Annotated in this window: 28 protein-coding genes and 1 pseudogene; 25 read left to right on the top strand and 4 right to left on the bottom strand. The window is 48.9% G+C overall.

Features of this window, described 5'->3' with window-relative positions; all coding sequences use genetic code 11:
- Positions 1-83: 83 nt before the first annotated feature.
- The 12 genes from pabC to prpF all read left to right on the top strand — a co-directional run bounded on the left by pabC (position 84) and on the right by prpF (position 13156).
- Positions 84-881: an aminodeoxychorismate lyase gene (gene pabC / locus H1D31_RS09240; RefSeq protein ID WP_261257977.1), complete on the top strand. Its 798-nt coding sequence runs from the start codon at positions 84-86 to the stop codon at positions 879-881.
- The gene (mltG, locus tag H1D31_RS09235; protein ID WP_261257975.1) at positions 875-1924 is read left to right on the top strand and encodes an endolytic transglycosylase MltG; all 1050 of its coding nucleotides are present in this window, start codon (positions 875-877) and stop codon (positions 1922-1924) included. Before pabC ends, mltG begins: the two co-directional genes overlap by 7 nt.
- On the top strand, positions 1914-2540 hold the full coding sequence (tmk, locus tag H1D31_RS09230; protein ID WP_261257973.1) for a dTMP kinase: 627 nt from the start codon (positions 1914-1916) through the stop codon (positions 2538-2540). Before mltG ends, tmk begins: the two co-directional genes overlap by 11 nt.
- Before the next feature lies 1 nt (position 2541).
- Positions 2542-3483 (top strand): DNA polymerase III subunit delta', encoded by a 942-nt coding sequence (gene holB / locus H1D31_RS09225; protein ID WP_261257971.1) that lies wholly within the window; start codon positions 2542-2544, stop codon positions 3481-3483.
- 12 nt (positions 3484-3495) lie between these two features.
- Positions 3496-3822, top strand: a complete 327-nt coding sequence (locus H1D31_RS09220; protein ID WP_065956534.1) for a PilZ domain-containing protein — start codon at positions 3496-3498, stop codon at positions 3820-3822.
- Positions 3823-3856: 34 nt separating this feature from the next.
- Positions 3857-4648: a TatD family hydrolase gene (locus H1D31_RS09215; RefSeq protein ID WP_261257968.1), complete on the top strand. Its 792-nt coding sequence runs from the start codon at positions 3857-3859 to the stop codon at positions 4646-4648.
- Between the two features lie 1475 nt (positions 4649-6123).
- Positions 6124-6276, top strand: coding sequence for a hypothetical protein (locus tag H1D31_RS09210; RefSeq protein ID WP_261257965.1), 153 nt, complete (start codon positions 6124-6126; stop codon positions 6274-6276).
- A complete protein-coding gene (locus H1D31_RS09205) occupies positions 6273-6959 on the top strand; it encodes a GntR family transcriptional regulator (RefSeq protein ID WP_065956535.1) in 687 nt (228 codons plus the stop codon). The genes H1D31_RS09210 and H1D31_RS09205 overlap by 4 nt, the downstream gene beginning before the upstream one ends.
- A 1-nt stretch (position 6960) precedes the next feature.
- On the top strand, positions 6961-7845 hold the full coding sequence (prpB, locus tag H1D31_RS09200) for a methylisocitrate lyase (RefSeq protein WP_065956536.1): 885 nt from the start codon (positions 6961-6963) through the stop codon (positions 7843-7845).
- 178 nt (positions 7846-8023) lie between these two features.
- Positions 8024-9151 (top strand): 2-methylcitrate synthase, encoded by a 1128-nt coding sequence (gene prpC, locus H1D31_RS09195; RefSeq protein ID WP_261257961.1) that lies wholly within the window; start codon positions 8024-8026, stop codon positions 9149-9151.
- A gap of 232 nt (positions 9152-9383) precedes the next feature.
- Positions 9384-11969 carry a Fe/S-dependent 2-methylisocitrate dehydratase AcnD gene (gene acnD / locus H1D31_RS09190; RefSeq protein WP_261257959.1) on the top strand — a complete coding sequence of 862 codons (2586 nt, stop codon included), beginning with the start codon at positions 9384-9386 and terminating at the stop codon, positions 11967-11969.
- On the top strand, positions 11969-13156 hold the full coding sequence (gene prpF, locus H1D31_RS09185) for a 2-methylaconitate cis-trans isomerase PrpF (RefSeq protein ID WP_261257957.1): 1188 nt from the start codon (positions 11969-11971) through the stop codon (positions 13154-13156). The genes acnD and prpF overlap by 1 nt, the downstream gene beginning before the upstream one ends.
- Before the next feature lie 223 nt (positions 13157-13379).
- Here prpF and H1D31_RS09180 read toward each other — a convergent pair whose 3' ends face one another.
- From H1D31_RS09180 to H1D31_RS09170, 3 genes are all read right to left on the bottom strand, one after another.
- Positions 13380-13643: a Txe/YoeB family addiction module toxin gene (locus H1D31_RS09180; RefSeq protein ID WP_261257955.1), complete on the bottom strand. Its 264-nt coding sequence runs from the start codon at positions 13641-13643 to the stop codon at positions 13380-13382.
- Positions 13636-13890: a type II toxin-antitoxin system Phd/YefM family antitoxin gene (locus tag H1D31_RS09175; RefSeq protein ID WP_008951909.1), complete on the bottom strand. Its 255-nt coding sequence runs from the start codon at positions 13888-13890 to the stop codon at positions 13636-13638. The genes H1D31_RS09180 and H1D31_RS09175 overlap by 8 nt, the downstream gene beginning before the upstream one ends.
- A 149-nt stretch (positions 13891-14039) precedes the next feature.
- Positions 14040-15011, bottom strand: coding sequence for an integron integrase (locus H1D31_RS09170; protein ID WP_261257951.1), 972 nt, complete (start codon positions 15009-15011; stop codon positions 14040-14042).
- Between the two features lie 310 nt (positions 15012-15321).
- On the opposite strand from H1D31_RS09170, the gene H1D31_RS09165 reads away from it, so the two are divergent.
- The 12 genes from H1D31_RS09165 to H1D31_RS09115 all read left to right on the top strand — a co-directional run bounded on the left by H1D31_RS09165 (position 15322) and on the right by H1D31_RS09115 (position 23145).
- On the top strand, positions 15322-16161 hold the full coding sequence (locus H1D31_RS09165; protein WP_261257948.1) for a tyrosine-type recombinase/integrase: 840 nt from the start codon (positions 15322-15324) through the stop codon (positions 16159-16161).
- Positions 16158-17246 carry an IS91 family transposase gene (locus H1D31_RS09160; RefSeq protein ID WP_261257945.1) on the top strand — a complete coding sequence of 363 codons (1089 nt, stop codon included), beginning with the start codon at positions 16158-16160 and terminating at the stop codon, positions 17244-17246. Before H1D31_RS09165 ends, H1D31_RS09160 begins: the two co-directional genes overlap by 4 nt.
- Positions 17247-17545: 299 nt before the next feature.
- Positions 17546-17941 carry a hypothetical protein gene (locus H1D31_RS09155; protein WP_261257942.1) on the top strand — a complete coding sequence of 132 codons (396 nt, stop codon included), beginning with the start codon at positions 17546-17548 and terminating at the stop codon, positions 17939-17941.
- Between the two features lie 110 nt (positions 17942-18051).
- Complete coding sequence (locus H1D31_RS09150; RefSeq protein WP_261257940.1) at positions 18052-18480, top strand: energy transducer TonB; 429 nt, start codon at positions 18052-18054, stop codon at positions 18478-18480.
- A gap of 513 nt (positions 18481-18993) precedes the next feature.
- Complete coding sequence (locus tag H1D31_RS09145) at positions 18994-19782, top strand: DUF2071 domain-containing protein (RefSeq protein ID WP_261257937.1); 789 nt, start codon at positions 18994-18996, stop codon at positions 19780-19782.
- A gap of 101 nt (positions 19783-19883) precedes the next feature.
- A complete protein-coding gene (locus tag H1D31_RS09140) occupies positions 19884-20153 on the top strand; it encodes a hypothetical protein (protein ID WP_261257936.1) in 270 nt (89 codons plus the stop codon).
- A 106-nt stretch (positions 20154-20259) separates the two neighbouring features.
- Positions 20260-20607 carry a hypothetical protein gene (locus H1D31_RS09135; protein ID WP_261257934.1) on the top strand — a complete coding sequence of 116 codons (348 nt, stop codon included), beginning with the start codon at positions 20260-20262 and terminating at the stop codon, positions 20605-20607.
- Positions 20608-20744: 137 nt separating this feature from the next.
- Positions 20745-21002, top strand: coding sequence for a TonB family protein (locus H1D31_RS17350; protein WP_409976776.1), 258 nt, complete (start codon positions 20745-20747; stop codon positions 21000-21002).
- 476 nt (positions 21003-21478) lie between these two features.
- Positions 21479-21799, top strand: a complete 321-nt coding sequence (locus tag H1D31_RS09130; RefSeq protein WP_261257932.1) for a hypothetical protein — start codon at positions 21479-21481, stop codon at positions 21797-21799.
- Between the two features lie 115 nt (positions 21800-21914).
- On the top strand, positions 21915-22103 hold the full coding sequence (locus H1D31_RS09125; protein ID WP_261257931.1) for an antitermination protein NusB: 189 nt from the start codon (positions 21915-21917) through the stop codon (positions 22101-22103).
- Between the two features lie 235 nt (positions 22104-22338).
- On the top strand, positions 22339-22758 hold the full coding sequence (locus H1D31_RS09120) for a hypothetical protein (RefSeq protein ID WP_261257928.1): 420 nt from the start codon (positions 22339-22341) through the stop codon (positions 22756-22758).
- Between the two features lie 33 nt (positions 22759-22791).
- Positions 22792-23145 (top strand): hypothetical protein, encoded by a 354-nt coding sequence (locus H1D31_RS09115; RefSeq protein ID WP_261257926.1) that lies wholly within the window; start codon positions 22792-22794, stop codon positions 23143-23145.
- 244 nt (positions 23146-23389) lie between these two features.
- Here H1D31_RS09115 and H1D31_RS09110 read toward each other — a convergent pair.
- Positions 23390-24469: pseudogene (locus tag H1D31_RS09110) on the bottom strand (IS3 family transposase).
- A gap of 137 nt (positions 24470-24606) precedes the next feature.
- Here H1D31_RS09110 and H1D31_RS09105 point away from each other — a divergent pair.
- Positions 24607-25002 carry a VOC family protein gene (locus H1D31_RS09105; RefSeq protein WP_261257924.1) on the top strand — a complete coding sequence of 132 codons (396 nt, stop codon included), beginning with the start codon at positions 24607-24609 and terminating at the stop codon, positions 25000-25002.
- Positions 25003-25120 lie beyond the last annotated feature (118 nt).

Genomic DNA, 25120 nt, shown 5'->3' with positions numbered 1-25120 from the left:
GCTTTGCTTTGCAAGGCGGCAGCCTTAAGGCATACTGAGCTCAACCTTATGCAAAGCTGTGGCAAATTTCGTAAAGAGCAGATATGGCTGATTTTATCCTGATTAATTCGCCAAACAGTACCGCCGTTGCCGGCGGCTGCCGCGCTTTACAATATGGCGATGGCTTGTTTACGACAATGCGGGTAAGTCAGGGTGAAATTGCACTCTGGTCGTTGCATCTGGCGCGGCTACAATACAGTGCCCGGCGCCTTGGCTTTGTGGAACCAGACTGGCAACAGCTCAGCGCCTGGCTGCAGGTGCAAGCCCGGCAAATGACAGCTGACTGCGTTTTTAAACTACTGATTTCACGCGGTATCGGGGGGCGCGGTTATGCAGCGGATCCAAAGGCAGAAGTCAGCTGTTATTTGTATCAGGCACCGATGCCGGATTATCGCGCGCTAAAGGCCGCCGGTTTAAAGGTGGGGCTGGCCAAACTGCGTCTGGCAGCACAACCGGCGTTGGCAGGGTTAAAGCACTGTAACCGGCTGGAGCAGGTGCTGCTAAAACAAGAGCTGGCGGGCACAGCATTAGATGATTTGGTGGTGGCAGACAGTAATGATCTGGTGATAGAGGGCAGTGCCGCCAATCTGTTCTATCAGTTGCATGGACAATGGTACACCCCGCCGCTGGATAAATGCGGCGTAGCAGGGGTAATGCGCAGCCATATTTTGCAGCAGCAGCCGCAGATCACTGAACGGCCGTTAGCGCTACACGAATTGCCGCTTCTAAACGCGATGTTTTTTAGCAATGCATTGCTGGGGATAGCCGCAGTGCGAGAATTAGATGGCCGGCCGCTGCCGATGGCGGCCGTGCATAGCTTACAACAACAGGTATTATGCTAAGACGTTTATCTTATTGGCTGCCGGTACTACTGGTCCTGGTACTGGTTGCCGGCAATAGTTACTGGCAACAGGCACAACAGGCCTTATTGGCGGCGCCGATCCGTTTTAGCGAAGCCTTGTATGAGGTAAAGCCCGGTGCTTCGGCCCGACAGTTATGCCGGCAGTGGCAAACACAGCAACAACTGACCGCCTGGCAGTGCCAGCAGTTGAAACTTTATCTGCGCCAACATCCAGAGCAGGCGCAATTGCAACAGGGCCTGTACCGGGTAGAAACCGAAATGTCGTTGCAACAGGCATTGGCACTGTTTCGCTCGGGTCGAGTCGCACAATTTAGTGTTACCCTGATTGAGGGCGAAACCCTGGCGCAAAGCTGGCAACGCTTTGCCGATTTACCTTATTTACAACAGGATTTGCAGCAGATCGCCGAATTACAACAGCTGTTACGCTGGCCAGCTGAGTGGGGCGAATTGGCGCCGATGCCAGAGCTGGCTCAGCAGATGGAAGGATTATTTTTTCCGGACACCTATTTTTATACTGCCAACAGTAAAGCCAGCGCTATCTGGTTGCGCGCCCATCAGGCACTGTTAACGCAGCTGGAGCAGATTTGGCAGCAACGGCAACCCGATTTACCACTGCAAACGCCCTATCAGCTGTTGATACTGGCGTCGATTATTGAAAAAGAGAGTGGTTTGCAAGCTGAACGCGGTCTGGTTAGTTCGGTGTTCGTCAACCGTTTAAATACCGGGATGCGCTTACAAACTGATCCGACAGTGATCTATGGTGTGGCGGATTATAATGGCCGCATTACCCGGGCGCATTTACGTGATCCACACCCTTACAATACCTACCGGCATCATGGTTTGCCGCCGGGGCCAATTTCACTGGTGAGTATCAGTGCGCTAAAAGCGGCAGCGGCACCGGAGCAAAGCGATTATTACTACTTTGTCAGCCGCGGTGATGGCTCTCACGTGTTTTCACAAACACTAGAGCAACATAACAGCGCAGTACGCAAATATATTCTTGGGCAAAATAATGAGCAGTAACGGCAAATTTATCGTTATCGAAGGGCTGGAGGGCGCCGGTAAAAGTACTGCTATCGCCACGGTGAAGCAATACCTGGAAAGCCGTGGCCATCAGGTGGTTTGCACCCGGGAGCCAGGCGGAACACCTCTGGCAGAGCAGTTACGGACTTTGGTAAAGCAAGCCGATCTTCAAGAGCAGATAGCGCCGGAAACAGAGCTACTGCTGATGTACGCTTCACGGGTACAGCTGTTGACCAATGTGATCCGGCCGGCGCTCTCTGCCGGTAATTGGGTGCTGGCTGACCGGCATGATTTATCGTCACGCGCCTATCAGGGCGGTGGCCGGCAACTCGGTGATCAACTGATTGATACGTTACGCCAGGCGGTACTGGGTAATACCAGGCCGGATCTGACACTGTATCTGGATCTTGATCCGGCACTCGGTTTAGCCCGTGCTGCCAGCCGCGGTGAATTGGATCGGATTGAACAGGAACAACTGAGCTTTTTCCAGCGCACCCGGGCCAAATATCTGGAGATCGCCGGCAAAGAGCCGAATATCGTGGTGATTGACGCCAGTCAGCCGCTAGCCGAGGTACAGCAGGCGCTAGTGACTGCCCTGGCTGCGGCCGGAGTTTAAGATGGCGCTGGTGCAACTGCACAATTATCCGTGGCTGGCCGAGAGCTTTGATAAGCTCTCCTTGCTATATCAGCAACAACGGCTGGCGCATGCCTTATTGTTAAGCGGCCCGGAGGGGATGGGCAAGTTTGAGCTGGCGCAGCTGCTGAGTGCCTTGCTGTTATGTAAGAACCCGCAGGCCGGTCAGCACTGTGGCCAGTGTAAAAGCTGTTTGTTGCTGGCCGCAGGTAACCATCCGGATTTACTGATGCTGCAACCGGAGGGCACTAGCCTGGGCGTGGATGAAATCCGCCGTCTTACCGACTTTACTCAGGGCAGGGCGCAGCAGCATGGCCATAAGGTGATAGTTGTACGTCATACCGAACGGATGACCGAGGCCGCCGCCAATGCACTACTTAAAACACTGGAAGAGCCGCCGGCAGGCTGTTTTTTACTGTTATGTACTGCGCAGGCACAGCGCTTAAAGCCAACTATTTTAAGCCGTTGTCAGCGCTGGGCTATAGCGCCGCTGGCGCCACAGGCGCTGGCCGATCATCTGGCAGCACAGCACAGCGGCCCCATTGCTGATTTTATCGTTAGCTTTAGCGGCGGGGCGCCGTTAAAAGCCATGGCGTTGCTGCAATCGGACCAGTACGCGACCCTGGATACGCTGTTACAGCAGTTATTAACGTTGCTGGTGCAGCGGCAACCGCTGCAGCCTATGCTAAAAACCCTGGAAGGACGCACGGATCTGACGTTGATCCTGAGTTATCTGCTACATAAATTCAGTTTAGAGCAGCGGTTAGGCGCACCGCAGCTGCAGACTATGCAACAAAGCTTAATCCGCTTCTGCCGTGACGAGCAGCAGATTTTAGGGCAAAATAAGAGTCTGGCAATCAGCGCTATACTTAGTGAGTGGCAACAGTTGTTGGCGCCGGCGCGCGCCCAGCCTGGTCGTCGCTAACCGGAGGCAAGAATGGAAGAGCTGGCATTAGGTTTTACTGATACGAAAGAGCTTTATCGCTGTTATATGCCGTTTTTCAAAAATGGCGGCTTGTTTATCCGCTCGGCCCGTCATTACAAAATGGGACAATCCCTGGCGTTAAGCGTTACCCTGCCTGATGCACTGGAGCCGGTTGTGGTAACAGGCAAGGTTGCCTGGGTATCGCCGCTGGGCGCACAAAGTTCTAATCCGGCAGGAATAGGTGTGGCCTTTATCGACGATAAACATGGTTTAAGCAGCCGGATAGAAAAGTTACTGGGTGTGCAATTACACAGTAATGAAATTACATACACGATGTAACAACTGCGATGCAGTTAATGAATTTGAGGTTATTTTGTTTGTAGATTCACATTGTCATCTCGACCGTCTGGAGTTGGACAAATTAGGGCTGACATTACAGCAGGTTTTGGATAATGCCCGGCAACGCCAGGTTGAACATTTACTTTGCGTTAGCGTGTCATTAGCTGAGTATCCGGCGATGGCCGAACTGGTGGCTCCTTTCTCCGAAGTCTCTGTCTCCTGTGGCGAACACCCGCTGCATCAAACCGATAGTGTTGATGCTGAACTGTTATTACAGCTGACGGCGCAGCAACAAGTCGTTGCTGTTGGCGAAACCGGGTTGGATTATTTCTATAATCCGGATTCAAAGCTAAGCCAGCAGGATGCCTTTGTGAAACACATTGATGTCGCCCGTCAGTTAGAAAAGCCGCTGATTATCCATACCCGTGATGCCCGTGCTGATACGATTGCCCTGATGAAAGCCCATGCCGCGGCAGATGCCGGGGGCGTATTGCACTGCTTTACTGAAAATTACGAGATGGCTAAGGCGGCTTTAGATCTGGGATTTTATATTTCGTTGTCGGGCATTATGACCTTTCGTAATGCCAGTGAGCTGCGTGAGGTGGTGCGTAAATTACCGCTGGATCGTTTACTGATCGAGACGGATGCGCCTTATCTGGCGCCGGTGCCACATCGCGGTAAAACCAATCAGCCAGCCTATGTTACTGACGTCGCAGCGGCAATGGCGGAGATTAAGGCGGTGTCGTTAGTGGAGTTAGCGCAGCAGACCAGCGCCAACTTTTACTCACTGTTCCCGCTGGCAGCAGCCAAACGCAAAGCCGCTTGAGCATAGCCTAACATTTTGAAAGTAGTAGATAAAAGGAGCCCGGAACCAATCCGAATTGTTCCGGGCTTAGGGGAATGGCTCATAGGGAATGAGCCGTGCGCTATCGAGAAGAAGTTACAAAAGGTAAAATCAAGTGTAGCCAAGCCTCACTAATTTTCATGTTCCTAAAGCAGCTAAATTAGCAAGCGCTTGCATCAATCATCCGTCGGGTTATACCCAAGTTATCCCCAGCTTATCCGTGCAATTATGCACAGCTACTGAATTTGACCTGTAATAGGGTCAGAATTTGTTATCATTATGTAAGCTAAAAAGCCTGCTTTATATTCTAAAAAAATCTAAAAAATTCATCTTCAGCTACAACGATAGCTCGGGTTTATTGCTCACTATCGCAGGATGGACTCCGGTACGGCGGGCGTACCGGAGTCAACCCTGCGGTGTAGGGCAGAAAACAGGTGTGCTTGTTTTATGGTGCTGTTGTTCGGAGTCCTGGAGCGGTGCTGCATTGCGTTTGGTGTATATCTCACTATCGCAGGATGGACTCCGGTACGACGGGCGTACCGGAGTCCTAAAGCGGGTTCTGGCTACTGCGTCTGACTCCGGTATGCTTGTCGTACCGGAGTCAACCCTGCGATGTAGGGTAGATAACCGGTGTGGTTGTTTTATGGTGCTGTTGTTCGGAGTCCTGGAGCGTCGTTGCTTTGAGTTAGGTGTTTATCTTGCTATCGCAGGATGGACTCCGGTACGGCGGGCGTACCGGAGTCCTAGAGCGGGTTCTGGCTACTGCGTCTGACTCCGGTATGCTTGTCGTACCGGAGTCAACCCTGCGGTGTAGGGTAGAAAACCGGTGTGGTTGTTTGGCGGCGCTTTTGTTCGGAGTCCTAGAGCGGTGTTGCTTTGAGTTAGCTGTTTATCTCGCTATCGCAGGATGGACTCCGGTACGGCAGGCGAACCGGAGTCCTAAAGCGGGTTCTGGCTACTGCGTCTGACTCCGGTATGCTTGCCGTACCGGAGTCAACCCTGCGATGTGGGGTAGATAACCGGTGTGGTTGTTTTATGGTGCTGTTGTTCGGAGTCCTGGAGCGTCGTTGCTTTGAGTTAGGTGTTTATCTTGCTATCGCAGGATGGACTCCGGTACGGCGGGCGTACCGGAGTCCTAGAGCGGGTTCTGGCTACTGCGTCTGACTCCGGTATGCTTGTCGTACCGGAGTCAACCCTGCGGTGTAGGGTAGAAAACCGGTGTGGTTGTTTGGCGGCGCTTTTGTTCGGAGTCCTAGAGCGGTGTTGCTTTGAGTTAGCTGGTTATCTCGCTATCGCAGGATGGACTCCGGTACGGCGGGCGTACCGGAGTCCTAAAGCGGTGTTGCTTTGAGTTAGGTGTATATCTCGCTATCGGAGAATGGACTCCGGTACGGCGGGCGTACCGGAGTCCCAGGCCGGTGTTGCTTTGAGTTCGGTGTATATCTTGTTATCGCAGGATGGACTCCGGTACGGCGGGCGTATCGGAGTCCTTACGCATTGATATGTACTTTAGTCTGATTGTCGACAATCCTGCCGATTTTGACTTGACACTGGCGTTAAATAAGCCTAAAACTTACCCATTCTTTGTTTATGTCGACAATCAGCTATGAATCCTGCTTTGCAACGCCCCGCTGTAACCGCTGCTGATCGTGTACTGCAAGAGCTGCTGCGCGCCATTGTGGCCGGTGAAATTGCGCCGGGCTCAAAGATCAGCGAGCCGGAGCTGGCGAAACGCTTTGATCTTAGTCGCGCGCCGCTGCGTGAAGCCTTAGCAAGGTTAGAGCGTTGCCACTTGCTGGAGCGCACGCCGAATGCCGGGGCGCGAGTCGTGAAATTGTCGACAGAAAATTTGTTATCGCTGTATCAGCTACGTGAAGAATTAGAGGGCTTAGCCTGCCGGTTAGCGGCGACCCAAATGAGCGATGCCGAAATTCGTGAGATGCAGGATCTATTAGATCAGCATCTTAGCTCGCAGCGGGTGCGTGAGGGCGAAAGTTATTACCAGGAAGCCGGCGATCTGGATTTTCATTACCGCATTATTCTTGGCAGTAAAAACCCGTATTTAATCAATATTCTCACCGACGAGCTGTATCACCTGATGCGGATGTACCGGGTACAGCTTGGCATGAATGGCCCGCGCGTATCGCGGGCATTTGACGAACATAAGGCTATTATTAATGCCATTGCCAATCGTGATGGTGAACTAGCCGATCTACTGATGCGCCGGCATATCGCTGCCTCCAGGCGCAATATCGAACATAAACTGTCTGAACTAGAGCAACAGGGGAACTAAGATGAGCAATTTAACCGCCGGCCAGAAATTCCGTGCCGCCATTACCGCCAATTCGCCACTGCAAATCGTCGGCACCATTAATGCCTACACCGCGATGATGGCCGAGCGTACCGGACACCAGGCGCTTTATCTGTCTGGTGCTGGCGTAGCCAATGCCTCCTTTGGTTTACCTGATTTAGGCATGACCTCATTAAATGATGTCTGTGAAGATATCCGCCGCATTACCGCAGCAACCTCAGTACCGTTACTGGTAGATGCCGATACCGGTTGGGGTGGTGCTTTTAATATTGCCCGCACGGTAAAAGAAATGACCCGCGCCGGCGCAGCGGGCTTTCATATTGAAGATCAGGTCGCGCAAAAACGTTGTGGCCATCGCCCGAATAAAGAAATTGTCAGCTTAGATGAAATGGTTGACCGGGTTAAAGCCAGTGTGGATGCCCGTACTGACGAAAGCTTCTTTATTATGGCGCGTACCGATGCGTTAGCACAGCAAGGTTTAGATGCGGCTATTGAGCGCGCTATTGCCTGTCAGGACGCTGGTGCCGATGCCATTTTTGCTGAAGCCGTGCATACGCTGGAACAATACAAAGCCTTTACCTCAGCGTTAAAGGTGCCGGTACTGGCTAATATCACTGAGTTTGGTCAAACCCCACTGTATAACAAAGCTGAGCTGGCCAGCGTCGGTGTGGCGATGGTGCTGTATCCGTTAAGTGCCTTCCGTGCCATGAATAAAGCCGCATTAAATGTGTATCAGTCAATTTTGGCAAACGGCGATCAGAAAGCCGTGGTAGACAGCATGCAAACTCGCGCTGAGCTGTATGACTTTTTAAATTACCACAGCTTCGAGCAAAAACTGGATCAGCTGTTTAGCAGCAAAAAATCTTAAAATAAATATTTTACATTTTTAATTATTACTTTTAGCCAAAATCATTGCCGCTGCAGCAAGGCAGCAAGTGAGTGAATCCTCGGGAGCATAGTCTACTATGTGACCGTGGTTCGCGAACGCAGCTAACACCGCTGCAGTGACAAGGATGAAGGCTAAACAGAACAGGAGCAACAAAACCATGTCAACAGGTAAAGTACTCTCAGGCGCAGGTTTGCGCGGCCAGGTAGCAGGTAAAACCGCCTTATCAACAGTAGGTAAAACCGGTTCAGGCTTAACCTATCGGGGCTATGATGTAAAAGATTTAGCCGCCAACTGTACCTTTGAAGAAGTGGCGCACTTAATTTTAAAAGGCGAATTGCCAAATAGTGCTGAACTTGCCGCTTATAAAGCCAGATTAAAGAGCCTGCGCGCACTGCCTCAGGCATTAAAAGATGTGTTAGAGCGTATTCCCGCCAATGCTCACCCGATGGATGTGATGCGTACCGGTTGCTCGATGCTGGGTAACCTGGAAATGGAACACAGCTTTGCCCAGCAGCAGGACGTGACCGACCGGATGCTGGCGATTTTCCCAGGATTGGTTAACTACTGGTATAACTATAGCCACCATGGCAAGCGCGTAAACGTGGAAACCGACGCTGATTCTATTGCCGAGCAATTCCTCTGGACCTTACACGATAAAAAGCCAGAAGCCTTGCATGTGGAAGTAATGCAAGCCTCGCTGATTTTGTACGCCGAGCATGAATTTAACGCCTCTACCTTTACTGCCCGCGTTTGCGCGTCAACCTTAAGCGATATGCACTCCTGTATCACCGGCGCTATCGGCTCACTGCGCGGCCCATTACATGGCGGTGCAAACGAAGCGGCGATGGAGCTGATTGAGAAAATGGATAACGCCGACGATGCCGAGCAAAAACTGCTGGGCATGTTAGAGCGCAAAGAAAAGATTATGGGCTTTGGCCATGCCATTTACTCAGAGTCGGATCCGCGTAACGCCGTAATTAAAGAATGGTCAGAAAAACTGGCCAAAGCCAATGGCAATACCAAGCTGTACGATGTATCAGTGCGCTGTGAAGCGGTAATGTGGCGCGAGAAGAAACTGTTCTGTAACGCCGATTTCTTCCATGCTTCGGCCTATAACTATATGGGTATTCCAACCAAGCTGTTTACACCGATTTTTGTGTGTAGCCGCTTAACCGGTTGGGCCGCCCATGTGATGGAGCAGCGCGCCGATAACCGGATTATCCGGCCAAGTGCGGATTATGTGGGTGTTGAGCCACGTACTGTGAAACCGATTGAATCAAGATAGAGTTTAGGTATCCGAGAATCGGATTGCTCTAAGCCAAGCTTTGATGGCATGGTGCCTGACAAATGCGTCTGGAGCGCATTTGGACAGGCACTGGCCCGCAAGGGTGAATGTCAGGATGACATTCACAATGAAGCCTACAGGGATGTATTCACGGCGGCTTGGCGTGAGCAATCCGGTTTTACGGTGCATGCCTGACTCTGAATCCAAAGTGCTATGCAGACAGAGACCGACCATGAATAGCCAATACCGCAAAAATTTACCAGGTACCCAGCTTGACTACTTTGACGCCCGCGAAGCGGTAGACGCCATTGAGCCGGGTGCTTATGCCAAACTCCCATACACCTCGCGCGTGCATGCCGAAAACCTGGTACGCCGCTGCGATCCGGCGCTATTGCCAGATGCGTTAAAACAGCTGATTTACCGCAAGCGCGATATCGATTTTCCGTGGTTTCCGGCCCGTGTGGTCTGCCACGATATTTTAGGCCAAACCGCGCTGGTTGATTTAGCCGGCCTGCGTGATGCCATCGCGGAAAAGGGTGGTGATCCGGCCAAAGTGAACCCGGTGGTGCCAACGCAGCTGATTGTTGACCACTCCTTAGCGGTTGAGCATGCCGGTTTTGAAAAAGACGCCTTTGAAAAAAACCGCGCCATTGAAGACAGACGTAACGACGATCGTTTCCACTTTATTAACTGGACCAAAAAGGCCTTTAAGAATGTGGATGTGATCCCGCCGGGTAACGGCATTATGCACCAGATTAACTTAGAGCGGATGTCGCCGGTGATCCATGCCAAAGATGGCGTGGCCTTTCCGGATACCTTAGTGGGGACCGACAGCCATACGCCGCATGTGGATGCATTAGGTGTTATCGCTATTGGTGTCGGTGGCTTAGAGGCCGAAAGCGTGATGCTGGGCCGCGCCAGCTGGATGCGCCTGCCGGATATTATCGGCGTAGAGCTAACCGGCAAAGCGCAACCAGGTATTATGGCAACCGATATTGTACTGGCGCTGACCGAGTTTTTGCGTAAAGAAAAAGTGGTATCCAGCTATCTGGAATTCTTTGGCGAGGGTGCCGACAGCCTGAGTTTAGGTGACCGGGCTACAATATCCAATATGACACCAGAATACGGCGCTACTGCAGCGATGTTCTCTATCGATCAGCAAACGCTGGATTATTTAACCCTGACTGGCCGTGAGAGCGCACAGGTGAAATTGGTAGAAACTTACGCCAAAGCCGCTGGCCTGTGGAGCGAGAGTTTAAAAACGGCGGAGTATGAGCGGGTACTGCGCTTTGATTTATCCAGTGTTGGCCGCACTATGGCTGGCCCATCTAACCCGCATGCTCGCTTATCCACCAGCGATTTAGCCGCTAAAGGCATTGCCGGTAAGTATGAAATTGAAGAGGGCAAGATGCCGGATGGCGCGGTGATTATCGCGGCCATTACCAGCTGTACCAATACCTCTAACCCGCGCAATGTGATTGCCGCAGGTTTGCTGGCGCGTAATGCCAATAAGCTGGGGTTAAGCCGCAAGCCGTGGGTGAAAACCTCGCTGGCGCCTGGCTCCAAAGCGGTGCAGCTGTATTTGGAAGAAGGCGGTTTACTGCCCGAGCTGGAGCAACTGGGCTTTGGTATTGTCGCCTTTGCCTGTACTACCTGTAATGGTATGAGCGGCGCACTGGATCCGGTGATTCAGCAGGAAATTATTGACCGTGATCTGTACGCCACAGCAGTGTTATCGGGTAACCGTAACTTTGATGGCCGTATTCACCCTTATGCCAAACAAGCGTTTTTAGCATCACCTGCGCTGGTTGTCGCCTATGCCATTGCCGGTACTATCCGCTTTGATATCGAAAAAGATGTACTGGGCTACCATAATGGTAAAGCCATTACCTTAAAAGATATCTGGCCAAGCGATGCCGAAATTGATGCGGTAGTGGCACAAAGCGTAAAACCAGAGCAGTTCCGTAAAGTGTACGAGCCGATGTTTGCGTTAAGTGTGGATTATGGTGAGCAAATCAGCCCGCTGTATAACTGGCGGCCACAAAGTACCTATATTCGCCGCCCACCGTATTGGGAAGGCGCACTGGCAGGCGAGCGCAGCTTAAGCGGCATGCGGCCACTGGCGATTTTGCCGGATAATATTACCACTGACCACTTATCACCGTCGAATGCCATTCTGCTGGACAGTGCTGCCGGTGAGTATCTGGCCAAAATGGGCTTGCCGGAAGAAGACTTTAACTCTTATGCCACGCACCGCGGCGACCACCTGACTGCACAGCGCGCCACCTTTGCTAACCCCAAACTGTTTAACGAAATGGTGCTGGAAAACGGCAAAGTAAAGCAGGGTTCGCTGGCACGGGTTGAGCCGGAGGGCAAGGTTATGCGGATGTGGGAAGCGATTGAAACCTATATGGATCGCAAACAGCCGCTGATTATTATTGCCGGTGCCGATTATGGCCAGGGCTCATCACGCGACTGGGCCGCCAAAGGCGTGCGCTTAGCGGGTGTCGAAGCCATTGCGGCCGAGGGTTTTGAGCGGATCCACCGTACTAACTTAATTGGTATGGGCGTATTACCGCTGGAGTTTAAGCCGGGCACTAACCGTAAAACTCTGCAGTTAGATGGTACTGAAACCTATGATGTGAAAGGCGCCCGCACGCCGCGTACTGATTTAACGCTGGTAATTAACCGCGCTAACGGTGAAGTGGTGGAAGTGCCGGTAACCTGCCGTTTAGATACCGCTGAAGAAGTGTTGATTTATGAGGCCGGTGGTGTGCTGCAGCGCTTTGCGCAGGACTTTTTGCAAGGAGCGGTGTAATGACTGCACCACAAATTAAAGTCCCTGCGACTTATATGAGAGGAGGCACGTCGAAAGGCGTGTTCTTTAAGCTGACCGACTTACCCGCTGCCGCCCAGCAGCCGGGTAAGGCGCGGGATAACCTGCTGCTGCGGGTAATTGGCAGCCCGGATCCTTATGGTAAACATACCGATGGCATGGGCGGCGCGACCTCGAGCACCAGTAAAACGGTGATCTTAAGTAAAAGCAGCAAGCCAGAGCATGATGTTGATTACTTATTTGGTCAGGTCGCTATCGATAAACCCTTTATTGATTGGAGTGGCAACTGCGGTAACTTAACTGCGGCGGTAGGCGCTTTTGCGATTAGTAATGGTTTGGTCGATGCCGCGCGGATCCCGCAAAATGGCCTGTGCACAGTGCGGATTTGGCAGGCCAATATTGGCAAAACCATTATTGCCCATGTACCGATGACAAAGGGTGAGGTGCAGGAAACCGGTGACTTTGAGCTCGACGGCGTGACTTTCCCGGCCGCTGAAGTGCAAATTGAGTTTCTGGATCCGGCCGCCGATGAAGGCGAGGGTGGTGGTGCCATGTTCCCAACCGGCAATTTAGTCGATGACTTAGAAGTGCCAGGTATTGGTACCTTTAAAGCCACGCTAATTAACGCCGGCATCCCGACCATCTTTGTTAATGCCGCGGATATTGGCTATACCGGCACTGAACTGCAGGACGCGATAAATAGCGATGCGGCGGCGTTAGCGCGCTTTGAAACTATCCGCGCCTATGGTGCAGTAAAAATGGGTTTGATACAGGATATCAGCGAAGCGGCCGCCCGCGCCCACACGCCAAAAATTGCTTTTGTCGCGCCGCCACAAAGTTATGTGGCGTCCAGCGGTAAAACCGTTGCTGCCAGCGAAATTGATTTGCTGGTACGGGCCTTATCAATGGGTAAATTACACCATGCGATGATGGGCACGGCAGCGGTGGCCATTGGCACGGCCGCTGCAATACCCGGTACCCTGGTAAATTTAGCCGCCGGTGGTGGCGCCAGAGAAGCAGTACGCTTTGGCCATCCGTCTGGTACCTTACGGGTTGGCGCCGCCGCCGCTGAAGTGGACGGTCAATGGACGGTGACCAAGGCCATTATGAGCCGCAGCGCGCGGGTACTGATGGAAGGCTGGGTAAGAGTGCCTGGCGATTGTTTCTAAAAGCTGCTTTTACCCTTCGTCTTTCAAGATGCACGGGTGTTGGCTGCGTCCGTCCACTGGTACGCCAGCCCGGCCCAATCACTTAGAAAAGCTAAGCTCATGGGGATGAACGGTCTTGCCGCCTACGTGCATCTTGAAATCCATTGGGTATATTACGGTCAATGATTTAACAGAGCGCTATCAGCGCTCTGTTTTTTTTGCCAAACGGTAAGCAAGCGGGAAACTAGTAATGATAGCGGCAGGAAATAATGGTTAATGCCTGATCAGCCACCGCGTAAACTAAGCGGTTAGTGTCATCGATACGGCGAGACCAAAAGCCAGACAAGTTTTCTTTTAACGGCTCCGGCTTACCGATACCAGCGAAAGGTGAGCGTTTGGTATCGTTGATTAGCAGGTTTATGCGTTTTAAGGTCTTTTTATCCTGGGTTTGCCAGTACAGATAGTCTTGCCAGGCTTCGTCGGTCCATACCAGTAAACGACTACTCATCCAGTAAATCCCGCTGGGTTACTTTAGCGGCTTTAAACTGCGCAATTGAGCGTTGCAAATGTTCGGCATTGGCAGGCGAGCGTAATAAATGCACGGTTTCCATTAGGCTATTGTAATAATCCAGCGACATCACCACCGCATCTTCGGCATCGCGGCGGGTAATAACTGCCGTATCGGCGTCATTCACTACGGAATCTAATACCGATTTTAAATTATTGCGCGCCTCGGTAAATGACACTATTCGCATAACATTGCTCCACCTGTACCAGTTGTTGGACAAGTATAGTGCCAAACTCCAATCTGTACAACTTAAAGGACATGTTGTTTGCGTTGCTGAATTACGATGGTTGGCTAACACATCTTACTTATCGAATCCGTTTCAAGCTTTTAGTTAGCTTAGAGGAGTTGTGATAGCGGGCTTTGCACGGCATTGCCTCCTTGCTTTAACACATGGGTATAAATCTGCGTGGTTTTAACATCGGTATGACCTAGCTGCTCTTGCACAGTACGGATATCCATACCGGCTTGTAAAAGGTGCGTGGCGAACGAGTGACGTAAGGTGTGGCAGGTGACATGCTTGTCGATCCCAGCTTTACGGGAGGCACTTTTCACCGCCTTTTGCAAACCCGACTCATCAATATGATGGCGACGCAGCAATTTAGAATCGGGATCAATACTCAGTTTGTTAGATGGAAATAAATACTGCCAGCCAAGCTCTTTTGGCGCACCAGGATATTTGCGGGCTAAGGCAAAAGGTAACCAAACTCCGGCATAATCTTGAGTTTCCAGATCTTGCTGATAATAAGCCTCGACCAAGGAAATTTGGCGTTTTAATGCCGGCACCAGCTCTGGCGCTAAGGTGACCCGCCGGTGTTTACCGCCTTTACCATGCCATACCATGATAGATAGGTAATCAAAATCAATGGCCGCAACCCGTAACCGCACCGCCTCCATTAACCGTAAGCCACTGCCATATAGCAATTGCGCCAGCAGCAAATAGCCAGGATCAATTTCTCTAAATAGGCGTTTAATTTCGTCTTTGGTTAATACAACCGGCAGCTTTCTGGGCTTACTGGATTGATTAAAATTAAGGTTGAGTGACAAAGGTCGCTGTAAAATCTCTTTGTACAAGAAACTGAGTGCATTTAGCGCCAGTGCCTGCGTTTGCACGGCAACATGCCGATTTACCGCAAGGTAGGTTAAAAACTGCTCTACGTGTTGCTCCGCTAAGTCCTTAGGATGCTGCTTTTTATGAAATAAAATATAAAAACGGATCCAATGTAAATAGGTTTCAACCGTGCGCTTAGCATAGCGCCGCTTATACATTTCCTCTGCCACAAAGTCTAAAAAAGGGGATTGTGTTGCCATATAGCACCTCTCTTTGACCACTGTTTAAGTATACAGTTGTATGGGAAATGTCAAGTCAATCTTGTTAGGCGGATGTTTCCATATTTGTCGCCTGCTGTTAAAGGTTAATCTCAATAAGATATTGTCTCTGCGAAAATTTATGGTTAATGTAGCTACAGGGAAATTTACAATTACGGAAAAGTCCGTGTTTAAATACGGAAAGTTCCGTCGAATAAGCGTTGAACTAAGCCGCTACGCGGAGCCCTAGCAAAGACCTATCGTTGAGCCACACTTACTCCGGGAATGTTCCCAATTCAACCGGAGAATCACCATGACCCCGTTACGTCAGGCGATGATCGACGAATGTCGGTTGCGCGGTCTTGCCAAAAGAACTGAAGAAACGTACCTGTATGCTGTTGAGCAGTTAAGTCGTCACTACCACCAGCGTCCAGATACCATTACCGAAGAGCAGCTGGATTTGTATTTCAGGTATCTGACATTAGAGAAGCAGTTGGCACGCAGTACTATCCATATTCAACTCAATGGAATTTGTTTCTTTTTTAAAACGGTATTACACAAAGAGATTACGATCACCAAGCCCTTATCAAGGCGACCGGTTAAAGCGCCGGTGATATTAAAGCCGACCGAGGTGCAGCTGGTTATTTCGCTTTGTCCCGACAGAAAGCATCGTTTTATGTTAATGACTTACTATGGTACGGGTTTGAGGCTGATGGAGCTTATCCACACTAAAGCCGCTTACATTGATGGCCAGAGAAGCACACTTAAAGTGGTGGCCGGTAAAGGCAGTAAAGATCGTTATGTCGTGCTGGCTCCGGCAGTACTTAACTTACTTCGTGAGTACTGGCAGTTATATCGGCCAAGAGACTATCTATTTTATTCTGGTCGAGGCATGGATAAGCCTATATCTGGTAGCGCAATCACCAAGGCATTTAAAGAGGCGGTTCGGGCAGCAGGTGTACCGAGTGGATGCAGCATCCACAGCTTACGGCATGCTTACGCGACACATCAGTTGATTGCGGGGATGCCATTGTATGAACTGCAAAATCAGCTAGGCCATACAGACATTAAGACCACTCAACGCTATTTACACTGGCTACCTGAGATGGGCAGTGGTGCCAGAGATTTATTGGCGGGCTGGGTTGTATCATGAGCCTGCATGTAAGTGATGTTCTGACGCAGTTCTTACCGGACTATCAGCAACATCATGCGCTGAACTGGCAACAGCAAGCGGCTTGTAAACACATTCTGGCATGCCGTACCGCGGCCTTAGGACAACAGGTATGGCAGTGTGATAACTGTCATCAGCAACAAGTGGTGTACTGCTCCTGTCGTGACAGACATTGCCCACGCTGCCAGGGGCAGCGAACCCGAGAGTGGATAGAAGCGCAGGCTGCCAATCTATTACAGGTTAAACACTTCCATCTGGTGTTTACGCTGCCGCATGAGCTGAATGTGATTAGCCAGTATGCGCCGGAGCAGCTGTATAAAAGCTTGTTTAATGCGGTGTGGCAAACGCTAAGTAAGTTCGCCCAGCAGCATCGAAAAACAGCCGGCGAGTTGGGTATGACGGCCGTCTTGCATACCTGGGGACAAACGCTAACCCAGCATATCCACCTGCACTGTTTAATCCCTGGCGGCATGTTAAGTAAAACTGCGCACTGGCAGGTGATAGATAAAGGCTATTTGTTCCCGGTAAAGGCGCTATCGACGGTGTTCAGGGCAAAGATGTTACAGCAGCTGCGTGATGCGCAGTTGTGTATCCCAGACAAGGATACCGTGCTAACAAAACCCTGGACGGTATTCAGCAAAGCGTGTTTGTGTAAACCCGAGACCGTACTGCGCTATCTTGGTCGTTACACGCGAAAAGGCGTGTTGCATGAAAGCCGCTTGCGGCGAATTGGCACAGAGGGCGTGAGTTTTAATTATCGTGACTATCAGGATGGCAATAAGCGCAAAGTGATGACGCTGAGCGGTTGTGAGTTTATCCGCCGTTACCTGAGCCATGTGCTACCTAAAGGCTTTATGCGCATCCGGCACTATGGTGTGCTGGCGAATCGCTGCCGCAAGCGAAAGCTGACAATCATCAGGCAGCAGGAAACGCCGCGTAAATCTAAAGCTGAAGCAACCGTTACGGAAAAAGAACCACCCTGTTGGTATTGCCCGCATTGTCAGGTTGGGTTGCTGCATCTGGCATCGGTATTCGTCGAACGACCTGCTGTGAAACCTGACGGCTGACAGTTCAGAATGTAGAGCGAAAAATACAGACCACTGTGGCCTGGGGCCGGGTATTGACTGACTATTGGAAAACCTGCAAAAAGTGCAGGTGAGTAATCAAATGAAGGGTAGAAAAAAGTATCAAAACCAACCACATCTTCAGCAGCAGCCTGTAAATTAATTGTTCCCTAAATAAACAAATTCCATTAGCATCAGTTATACCAAAAATTAAGTGAACCGGGCCGTTCAACAGGAGTTTATCCGTCACTGAAAAGCGTGCCGGATAAAACTCTAAAGCGTTATGTTTTCGCAGGATTCCGATGAAGCAGAAAAATTACAATACTCAGAAATTTCTAAATTGGTTGTACCAACGTTACGTCGAGCGAATGGGATATGGTGTAAGAAATATCGATGATTGTCCTTTTTACTGTACTTATCCAATCAACACTTTGCCCGATTGGCTTTATGAGCCCTCCGGCGAAGGTGTGAAATCTTTAGTTATTGATTATGCAAAAGAGCTTGAGGCTTATGGCTTAGTGAGGTTTGATGGTAGTGGTTTAAAATTTTACTTCACTAAAGAGGGCTATCAAAAAGCATCTCGAACTCCACTGCAAAGATTCATGGAGTGGTTAAATAAGCACCCAGGTAGTTTAGCGGCTTTTGCGCTATTCGTTTCAATAGCCAGTTTAATTGTTTCTTGTGTTAGCGATACATGAACAAACATAACAATCAAATATTATCGCCAGCAAAAAGCGCTGGCTGCGACGTCAACCCGCTGCGCGGCTTTCCGCGCTAAATTTGGGCGTTAGGGCAATAAGGACGTTAAGTGAATAAATCAAATCTATTAGCAGTTTCGGCAATCTTTATATTAAGTGCTTGTTCAACAGTAAATCAGCCGGTCGAAAGAGAATATCTAGACTTAGTTGGCAACAAAGAGGCCGTTGAAAAATACTGGGTTGTTGAGCGAAAAGTTGCACCCCAATATCCTGCGGAAGCAGGTAAAAATAGTATATCAGGCTGTGTAGAGTTTACGCTGTTAATTGACGGTAATGGTAAGCCTCAAAATTTGACGGTAATTAAAAGCTTCCCTGGCTCAACCTTTAATAAAAAGGCATATGAGGCGTTAAGAAAATGGCGGTGGACTGCCAGCGAAAGCAATGATCAAAACCAACCAGTTTTAACAACAATACAATTAGATTTTACGACTCAAAAGTCAGTTAACCATGCTGAGGCTTACAGCGCATGCAAAATTTAAATTGCCCTAACAAACAAATTTTATCGCCAGCAAAAAGCGCTGGCTGCGACGTCAACCCGCTGCGCGGCTTTCCGCGCTAAATTTGGGCGTTATGCCATATTAAATCTGAGGGACCAGTGAATGATACCGGAAATTTTGTTTACTAATATACCGACACTATTGGTTTCGGCTTATGTAATATATGTCTTAATTTCTCGCAAAAGCCCCCACCTAAAAACAGTAACAATTGGTTTGTTAATAATGGCCGTTTCTGGCTTCGCTGGAGTCCCTTTTGTAGAGTGGTTGCTGGAGAATCATTGGGAGTGGTTAAAAGGTAGTACTTACAATATTGCTTTATCAACGCTACCCCTCGGAATTGTCAGTGCAATTGGATTTTACATATGCTTAAGTCCGCTACTAAAGAGAGTAAAGGATGCATAACAAGGCGCATCATTCGCTCCCTCCGGTCGCTGGGATGCCAACCGCGTTGCGGTCGTCACCCATGTGCTTTGCGTTAAATTTCAAGGAAACATCGTGCAAGAGTCGAGGAAGCTAGAAGACTATCTGGTACAGAGGCCGAAGCCGAAGGGTATAGACGTGCTCTGTGGTCTGAAGCATTTCGCTATCATAACCTATGCTGTTCCAGCGGATAGGTTCAAAGGGATATTCCCAGACCGATTTCGACTCGATGTTGTAGAAATAGACGGCCAAGATATGGGGTTAATATCAGTAGTGCCTTTTATAGATGTTGATTTCACTTCAGCCGTGTTCCCCTTCCCGAAATTCACAATGGGGCAAACAAACTATCGTATTTATATAATCGATACTGAAACTGGTGAACGTTGCGTATGGTTCCTTGGCACAACGCTTGACTCTTGGACTTTGATGGTTCCCAGATACCTGTGGAATTTGCCATGGCATGCAGGAAGGATAAGCTTTGATTGCTCCCTGAACGAATCAACCGGATTGTATGAAAAGTACCGGATGGAAACATCATCCAGTTGGGCTGAGGCTTCAGTTGAATTGGTACAATCAGAATCTGACGAACTAGATTTTCCTGGATTCCCTGATGTTGAGTCAGCATTAGTTTATCTTACACACCCTCTTGCTGGCTTTTATTATCGAAGAGACAACAAGCTAGGTACATATCGGGTGTGGCACAAAGAGCTAGAGGTTAAACCAGCCAAACTAAAGTCGGCTAATTTCAGGCTTTTGTCTGATTTGGGTATAGTTAAAGAACTAGAGCAAAGTGCCCCTTATAGCGTGTTAATAGAGCCAATAAACGAATTTACTATCTATTTGCCGCCTACCGTTATAGGGTGAAAATTTAACAAGGGCAGGCACGGCGACGCCTTTTTCGTTGCGGCTTCGCCTTCACTACAAAGCCGCGCATGCTGGCGGCGTTATAAGCCATGGAGGCTTCAGTGAAAGATCTGGTTATCGGTGTGATTATCGGTGTTTTAATAAGCGCAGCGGTGTTTTACCCTCTTCTAAAGATTGAACAAAAGAATAAATTTAATCTTGGTCAATCCCAAGGCTTTATAGACGGACAATGGAAAGCTATTGAGTCGTTAGAGCCGTATTTAAATCAAGTTCCTCTGGGGCAAGAGGTTACCATTTTGTTTTCGGTTAAAACCTCCGATATTGTTGTTTATGAAGAGAGTGGCGTAAAAGTAATTGGGCTACGCAAGTAAAATGGCTTATAACAAGGCCAGGCACGGCGACGTCTTTTCCGTTGCGGCTGAGCCTTCACTACAAAGCCGCGCATGCTGGCGGCGTTAGCTTTTAAAAGGAGTTTTCGTGACATCGTTCAATTTTTATCTCTTTATGTTTGCTTTGATTTCAACCGGCTTAGTTTTCTGGTTGCATCGTTCCTCTAAATTTAATACTCCAACAGCAATAATTGAAGACTTGGGTGAAGTAGTCGTCATTAGACAAACATTGTTTTCCAGAGCGACAAAGCTCGGTGGTAAATCGATTAAAAAAAATGACATTGTTAAATTGCAGAGAGCAGGCCGTTGTTTAACCCTCTTTAATAAGGGCGGTAATGCTTATGATATGTGGATTTCGAGAAATTTTATTACTAATGTTATAGCGCATTGCCATGAGCTTTTTCCAAATGCTACATATGATGAAATTCAAAGCTAACAAACGCCATCAAAATGCCGCTTTGCGGCTCGACTCGCAACAAGTTGCTCGCGTTTGTGGCGGGCGTTAGGGCAATAAGGACGTTAAGTGAATAAATCAAATCTATTAGCAGTTTCGGCAATCTTTATATTAAGTGCTTGTTCAACAGTAAATCAGGCTGTGTAGAGTTTACGCTGTTAATTGACGGTAATGGTAAGCCTCAAAATTTGACGGTAATTAAAAGCTTCCCTGGCTCAACCTTTAATAAAAAGGCATATGAGGCGTTAAGAAAATGGCGGTGGACTGCCAGCGAAAGCAATGATCAAAACCAACCAGTTTTAACAACAATACAATTAGATTTTACGACTCAAAAGTCAGTTAACCATGCTGAGGCTTACAGCGCATGCAAAATTTAAATTGCCCTAACAAACAAATTTTATCGCCAGCAAAAAGCGCTGGCTGCGACGTCAACCCGCTGCGCGGCTTTCCGCGCTAAATTTGGGCGTTAGGCCCCTATGGAGAAATGTGCATTTGCCAAATATTCAAAGTCATAAAATTACGGGATTTTCTGGCACGGCGATCGGAACAATTGCATGTTTGGTAGCTTTGTCTCAGCAAGTTAGTGTTTTAACGACTAACGGCATAGTAATTTACTTATGTGTTCCGTTGTTGTCAGTAATACTTGTGTTTTTTCTTTCGCGTGCAAGGATCAAGCCTCTTATCGCAATTGTCAGTATTAATTCGGTAGGACTATTTACATTTTTATATGGTTTATTCATCTTGGTTTTATACAGGCATGTGGCCTAACAAGGCGCTGTTGTCGCCACTATCGTGGCTGGGACGGCTTACGCTGCGCTCCAGCCGCCCCAAAGCTTTGCGTTAGGATTTTGATATGACGATCTATTGGACTTTAAAAAGCATTCCTGAGCTTCGCGATCTGCCCAGGCATGAGCGTATGCATCGATGGCAGAAGGCCTATCACGAATGCTTTCGGCATTTGACTACTTGGGTTGCACTTTTCGCGGTAGTCGTGTTTGGTTTTATAGGAAGCCAATTCGGTCAGATATTAGGGATGACGCTTCTAGGAGGATGTATTGGTGCCAGCATAGGTGGGTTCATATTCGGGCAAATTACTATTATTGTTGCACGTAAGAACTACCGTAGCATTTTACTTGGTAATGGTCCTGAGAAGTCAGGAAAATCGAGTGCCTAACAAATTGCTAAATTTCGTTCCGGCCACAAACGGCGTGGCCTCCACGGGACTGCCTACGCTGCGCTCCGGCAGCCCATTAGCAACGCGTTAGCAGAAACGAGAAAAGGAGATTCTTTTGAGTCCTGAATACATTGAGGTTGGTAAGCAATATTTTGTCGGATGGGGAACGTTGATGCTAATTAATGCAGTACTAGCCCAAGGCAAAAATCGTAGCGGTTTAGTTTGGTTTTTAGTTTCATTAATTTTAGGGCCAATTGCGACATTGATATTGGCGCTAGTTCCGAAGCTACCTGACAGTCAGTAGATGCAGCTCCACGTGCACAAGGTTTTTAAAGTTTCAGCCGTTTCGCAGTATCGTAGCTTGCATGCTGGTTAGTTTTTTAATTTATGAGTGCAGTTTCAACTGTCAACATTGTATGGCGGCAAAGCCGCGAAAGTGTGATGTCTGCTGCTAACAAGTTACTGCACCGGAAAAATAACTCGCTGGCGCTCGTCATTTTCCGGTGAGCAATGCGTTAGCACTATTACAGGGAGTTAAGATGACCACCAAGAAAATGGTTGATTATGCAGCACTTTTACATTTCATATTTTATGGTGTTGTGTTTATCGCCGAGTTATTGAGCAAAAGTACTATACCAGCCAACTATATTCAGTTTGTTATTGTTGCTCTGGGGTTAGGTTTTGTTGCACTAACTACAGACAGAAGCCATCTTGTTAATTGTTTAGCCTTTTCTGCCATGGTAAGCAGCTTTCTTTTGTATATGGCATCCCTTTTAGGCGCGGTAATAACAGATGATATCTTTATGGTATTTACTGGCTATTTCGTCATTTGTTGGTGCGTTGCGCTAGTTAATGCCATTCGGGTTAAGGTGTTTAATTCCCGTGCTAACAATCAAATTTTATCGCCAGCAAAAAGCGCTGGCCGCGACGTCAACCCGCTGCGCGGCTTTCCGCGCTAAATTTGTGCGTTATGGCTTTACAAGGAATAAACAATGGCAGATATCATAAGCTCAGTGTCTACAGCTATAACCTTAGCCACAAGGCTACGAGAAATAAGCAAAAACATTGAAAATGCGGAGTTCAAGAACCTACTGGCCGACCTTAGTCTAGAGCTTGCTGATGCAAAACTGAAAATGGCTGATCTAATATCTGAAAATGCTGCCATGAAAGAAAAGCTCAATTCCTTAACTAGTGCTACTGGCGAGCTTTGTCCCAAGTGTAATAATCGGACCTTTGAAATTATCTCTACAAAAAGGCATCCCACATTTGGTGACCTTGGTGCAAAAGAGAGAGAATATAAATGTTCGGGGTGTGGGTTCGAGGAGTCTAAGTTCATTGAGCCATAACAAGGCCGTTAAATTCGTTCCGGCCGCAAAAAGCGCGGCCTCCACCGGACTGCCTACGCGTTGCTTCGGCAGCCGTTTACGGCGGCGTTAGGCAATCGCTAGAGAAAGTATCAAGGATTATGGATTTCAGAGAAAAATATAAAGAATGGCTTGAAGCGCCCGATAACGCGCCCTCCACTTGGTATCGCCAAAGGGGTGACCTTTCCCCGGAATTAATACCAATCCCGTGATGAGATTTTCCAGCTTATGCGGCCTGCTTTGCATATTCAACAGGCGACATGTAATTCAATGAGCTATGCGGTCGAACATTGTTGTAATGTTCACGCCATAACTCAATTTCATATCTGGCTTCGTCCAGTGTTCTGAACCAGTGTTGGTTCAGGCATTCGTTCCTGAATTTACCGTTTAGGCTCTCAACAAACGCATTCTGCGTCGGCTTACCCGGCTGAATAAAACCTAAAGTGATACCTGTTTCTTTGCTCCAGAAGAACATAGCCTTGCTGGTAAATTCAGTTCCGTTGTCACAGACCACCTTGCCAGGCTTACCGCGTTGTTCAATCAGCAGGCTCAGGAATCTATCTGGCTACCTGTCTGCCGCTGATAGACACTTGAACTAATTGACCAACCATTTCGCGCGAATAGTCATCCACCACATTCAACACCCGAAAGCGTCTGCCGTTACTAAGCTGGTCTGACACAAAGTCCATTGACCAACGCTGGTTAGGGGCGGTTGGTACTTCAATTGGCTGTCGCGGCCGAGTCAGTTTTTTGCGTTTCTTCGTCCGAACCTGTAAGCCTTCTTCGGTGTAAAGCCGGTATGTGCGTTTACGATTCTTCACCCAGCCCTCGCCGCGTAGCAAGCCATGCAGCATCAGATAGCCATAGCGTGGGTATTGCGTTGCCAGTGCCTTTAAGCGCTTCCTGAGGCCACTATCTGCACTTGTTTTAGGTTTGTAGCGAAATGCTGTTCGGCTTAGCCCCGCCAGCTTACAGGCAACCCGTTCACTCAAACGAAATGCGTCAATCAGATGCTGAGCAACCGGTTTCCGTGCCGCTGGCGTCACCACTTTTTTGACAGCACATCCTTCATGGCTTCGACTTCCAACATCTTGTCAGCCAGCATCTTTTTAAGTTTGTTGTTCTCGGCTTCAAGCTCCTTCAGCCTCTTGGCTTCGTTCACTTCCAATCCGGCATACTTGCTACGCCAATTGTAGAACGTGCCAACAGAAACGCCCATGTCACGGCAAATGTCGTCGACCTTTGCCCCTGCTTCATGCTGCTTGATAGCTTTGATAATTTGCTCTTCGGTGTAACGCTTTTTCATTTTGAGATCTCCATTGGCTCCATTTTATTGGAAATCTCATCGATGTCATGGTTTTAAATTTGGGGGAAAGGTCACTGTCATAGTCAGATAAGGCAGCTAATATTGAGATAAGTATTACGGAATCCAGGAAACCTACCATGCAAACTAACCCTGTCGTGCATTTTGAAATATATGTCGCTGATATGACCCGGGCAAAAGCCTTTTATGAAGCCGTCTTTGCCACGACGCTGGAGAAGATGCTAAGTCCGATCCCTGAGGTAGAAATGGATATGTGGTTTTTCCCGATGGATAAAGAAGCCGGGATGTCGCAGTATGGTTCTGGTGGTATGTTGGTGAAAATGGATGGCTTTTCCCCGGGAGCAGGCGGCACCCTGGTATATTTTTCCTGCGCGGATTGCGCCGTAGAGGCAGCTCGTGCCGCAAAATATGGCGGTGAGATCGTGCAACAGAAGCAATCTATTGGTGAGCATGGGTTTTGCGCACTGGTGCGAGACACTGAGGGCAACCTGATTGGCCTGCATTCAATGCAATAAGCTAACAGCAATGGCTTGCAATAGCCGGCTTTAGCCAATTACTTCATCTGATAAGAACTGATGCTGCAGTGACAGCCTCATTAGTAATAGTCTTTGGTGGGCTTTCAGCTAAGCTTAT

It is taken from the genome of Alishewanella sp. BS5-314, from assembly GCF_025377695.1.
In the GTDB taxonomy this organism is placed as follows: Bacteria; Pseudomonadota; Gammaproteobacteria; order Enterobacterales; family Alteromonadaceae; genus Alishewanella; species Alishewanella aestuarii.
This window is presented reverse-complemented; position numbering and strand designations above follow the sequence as displayed.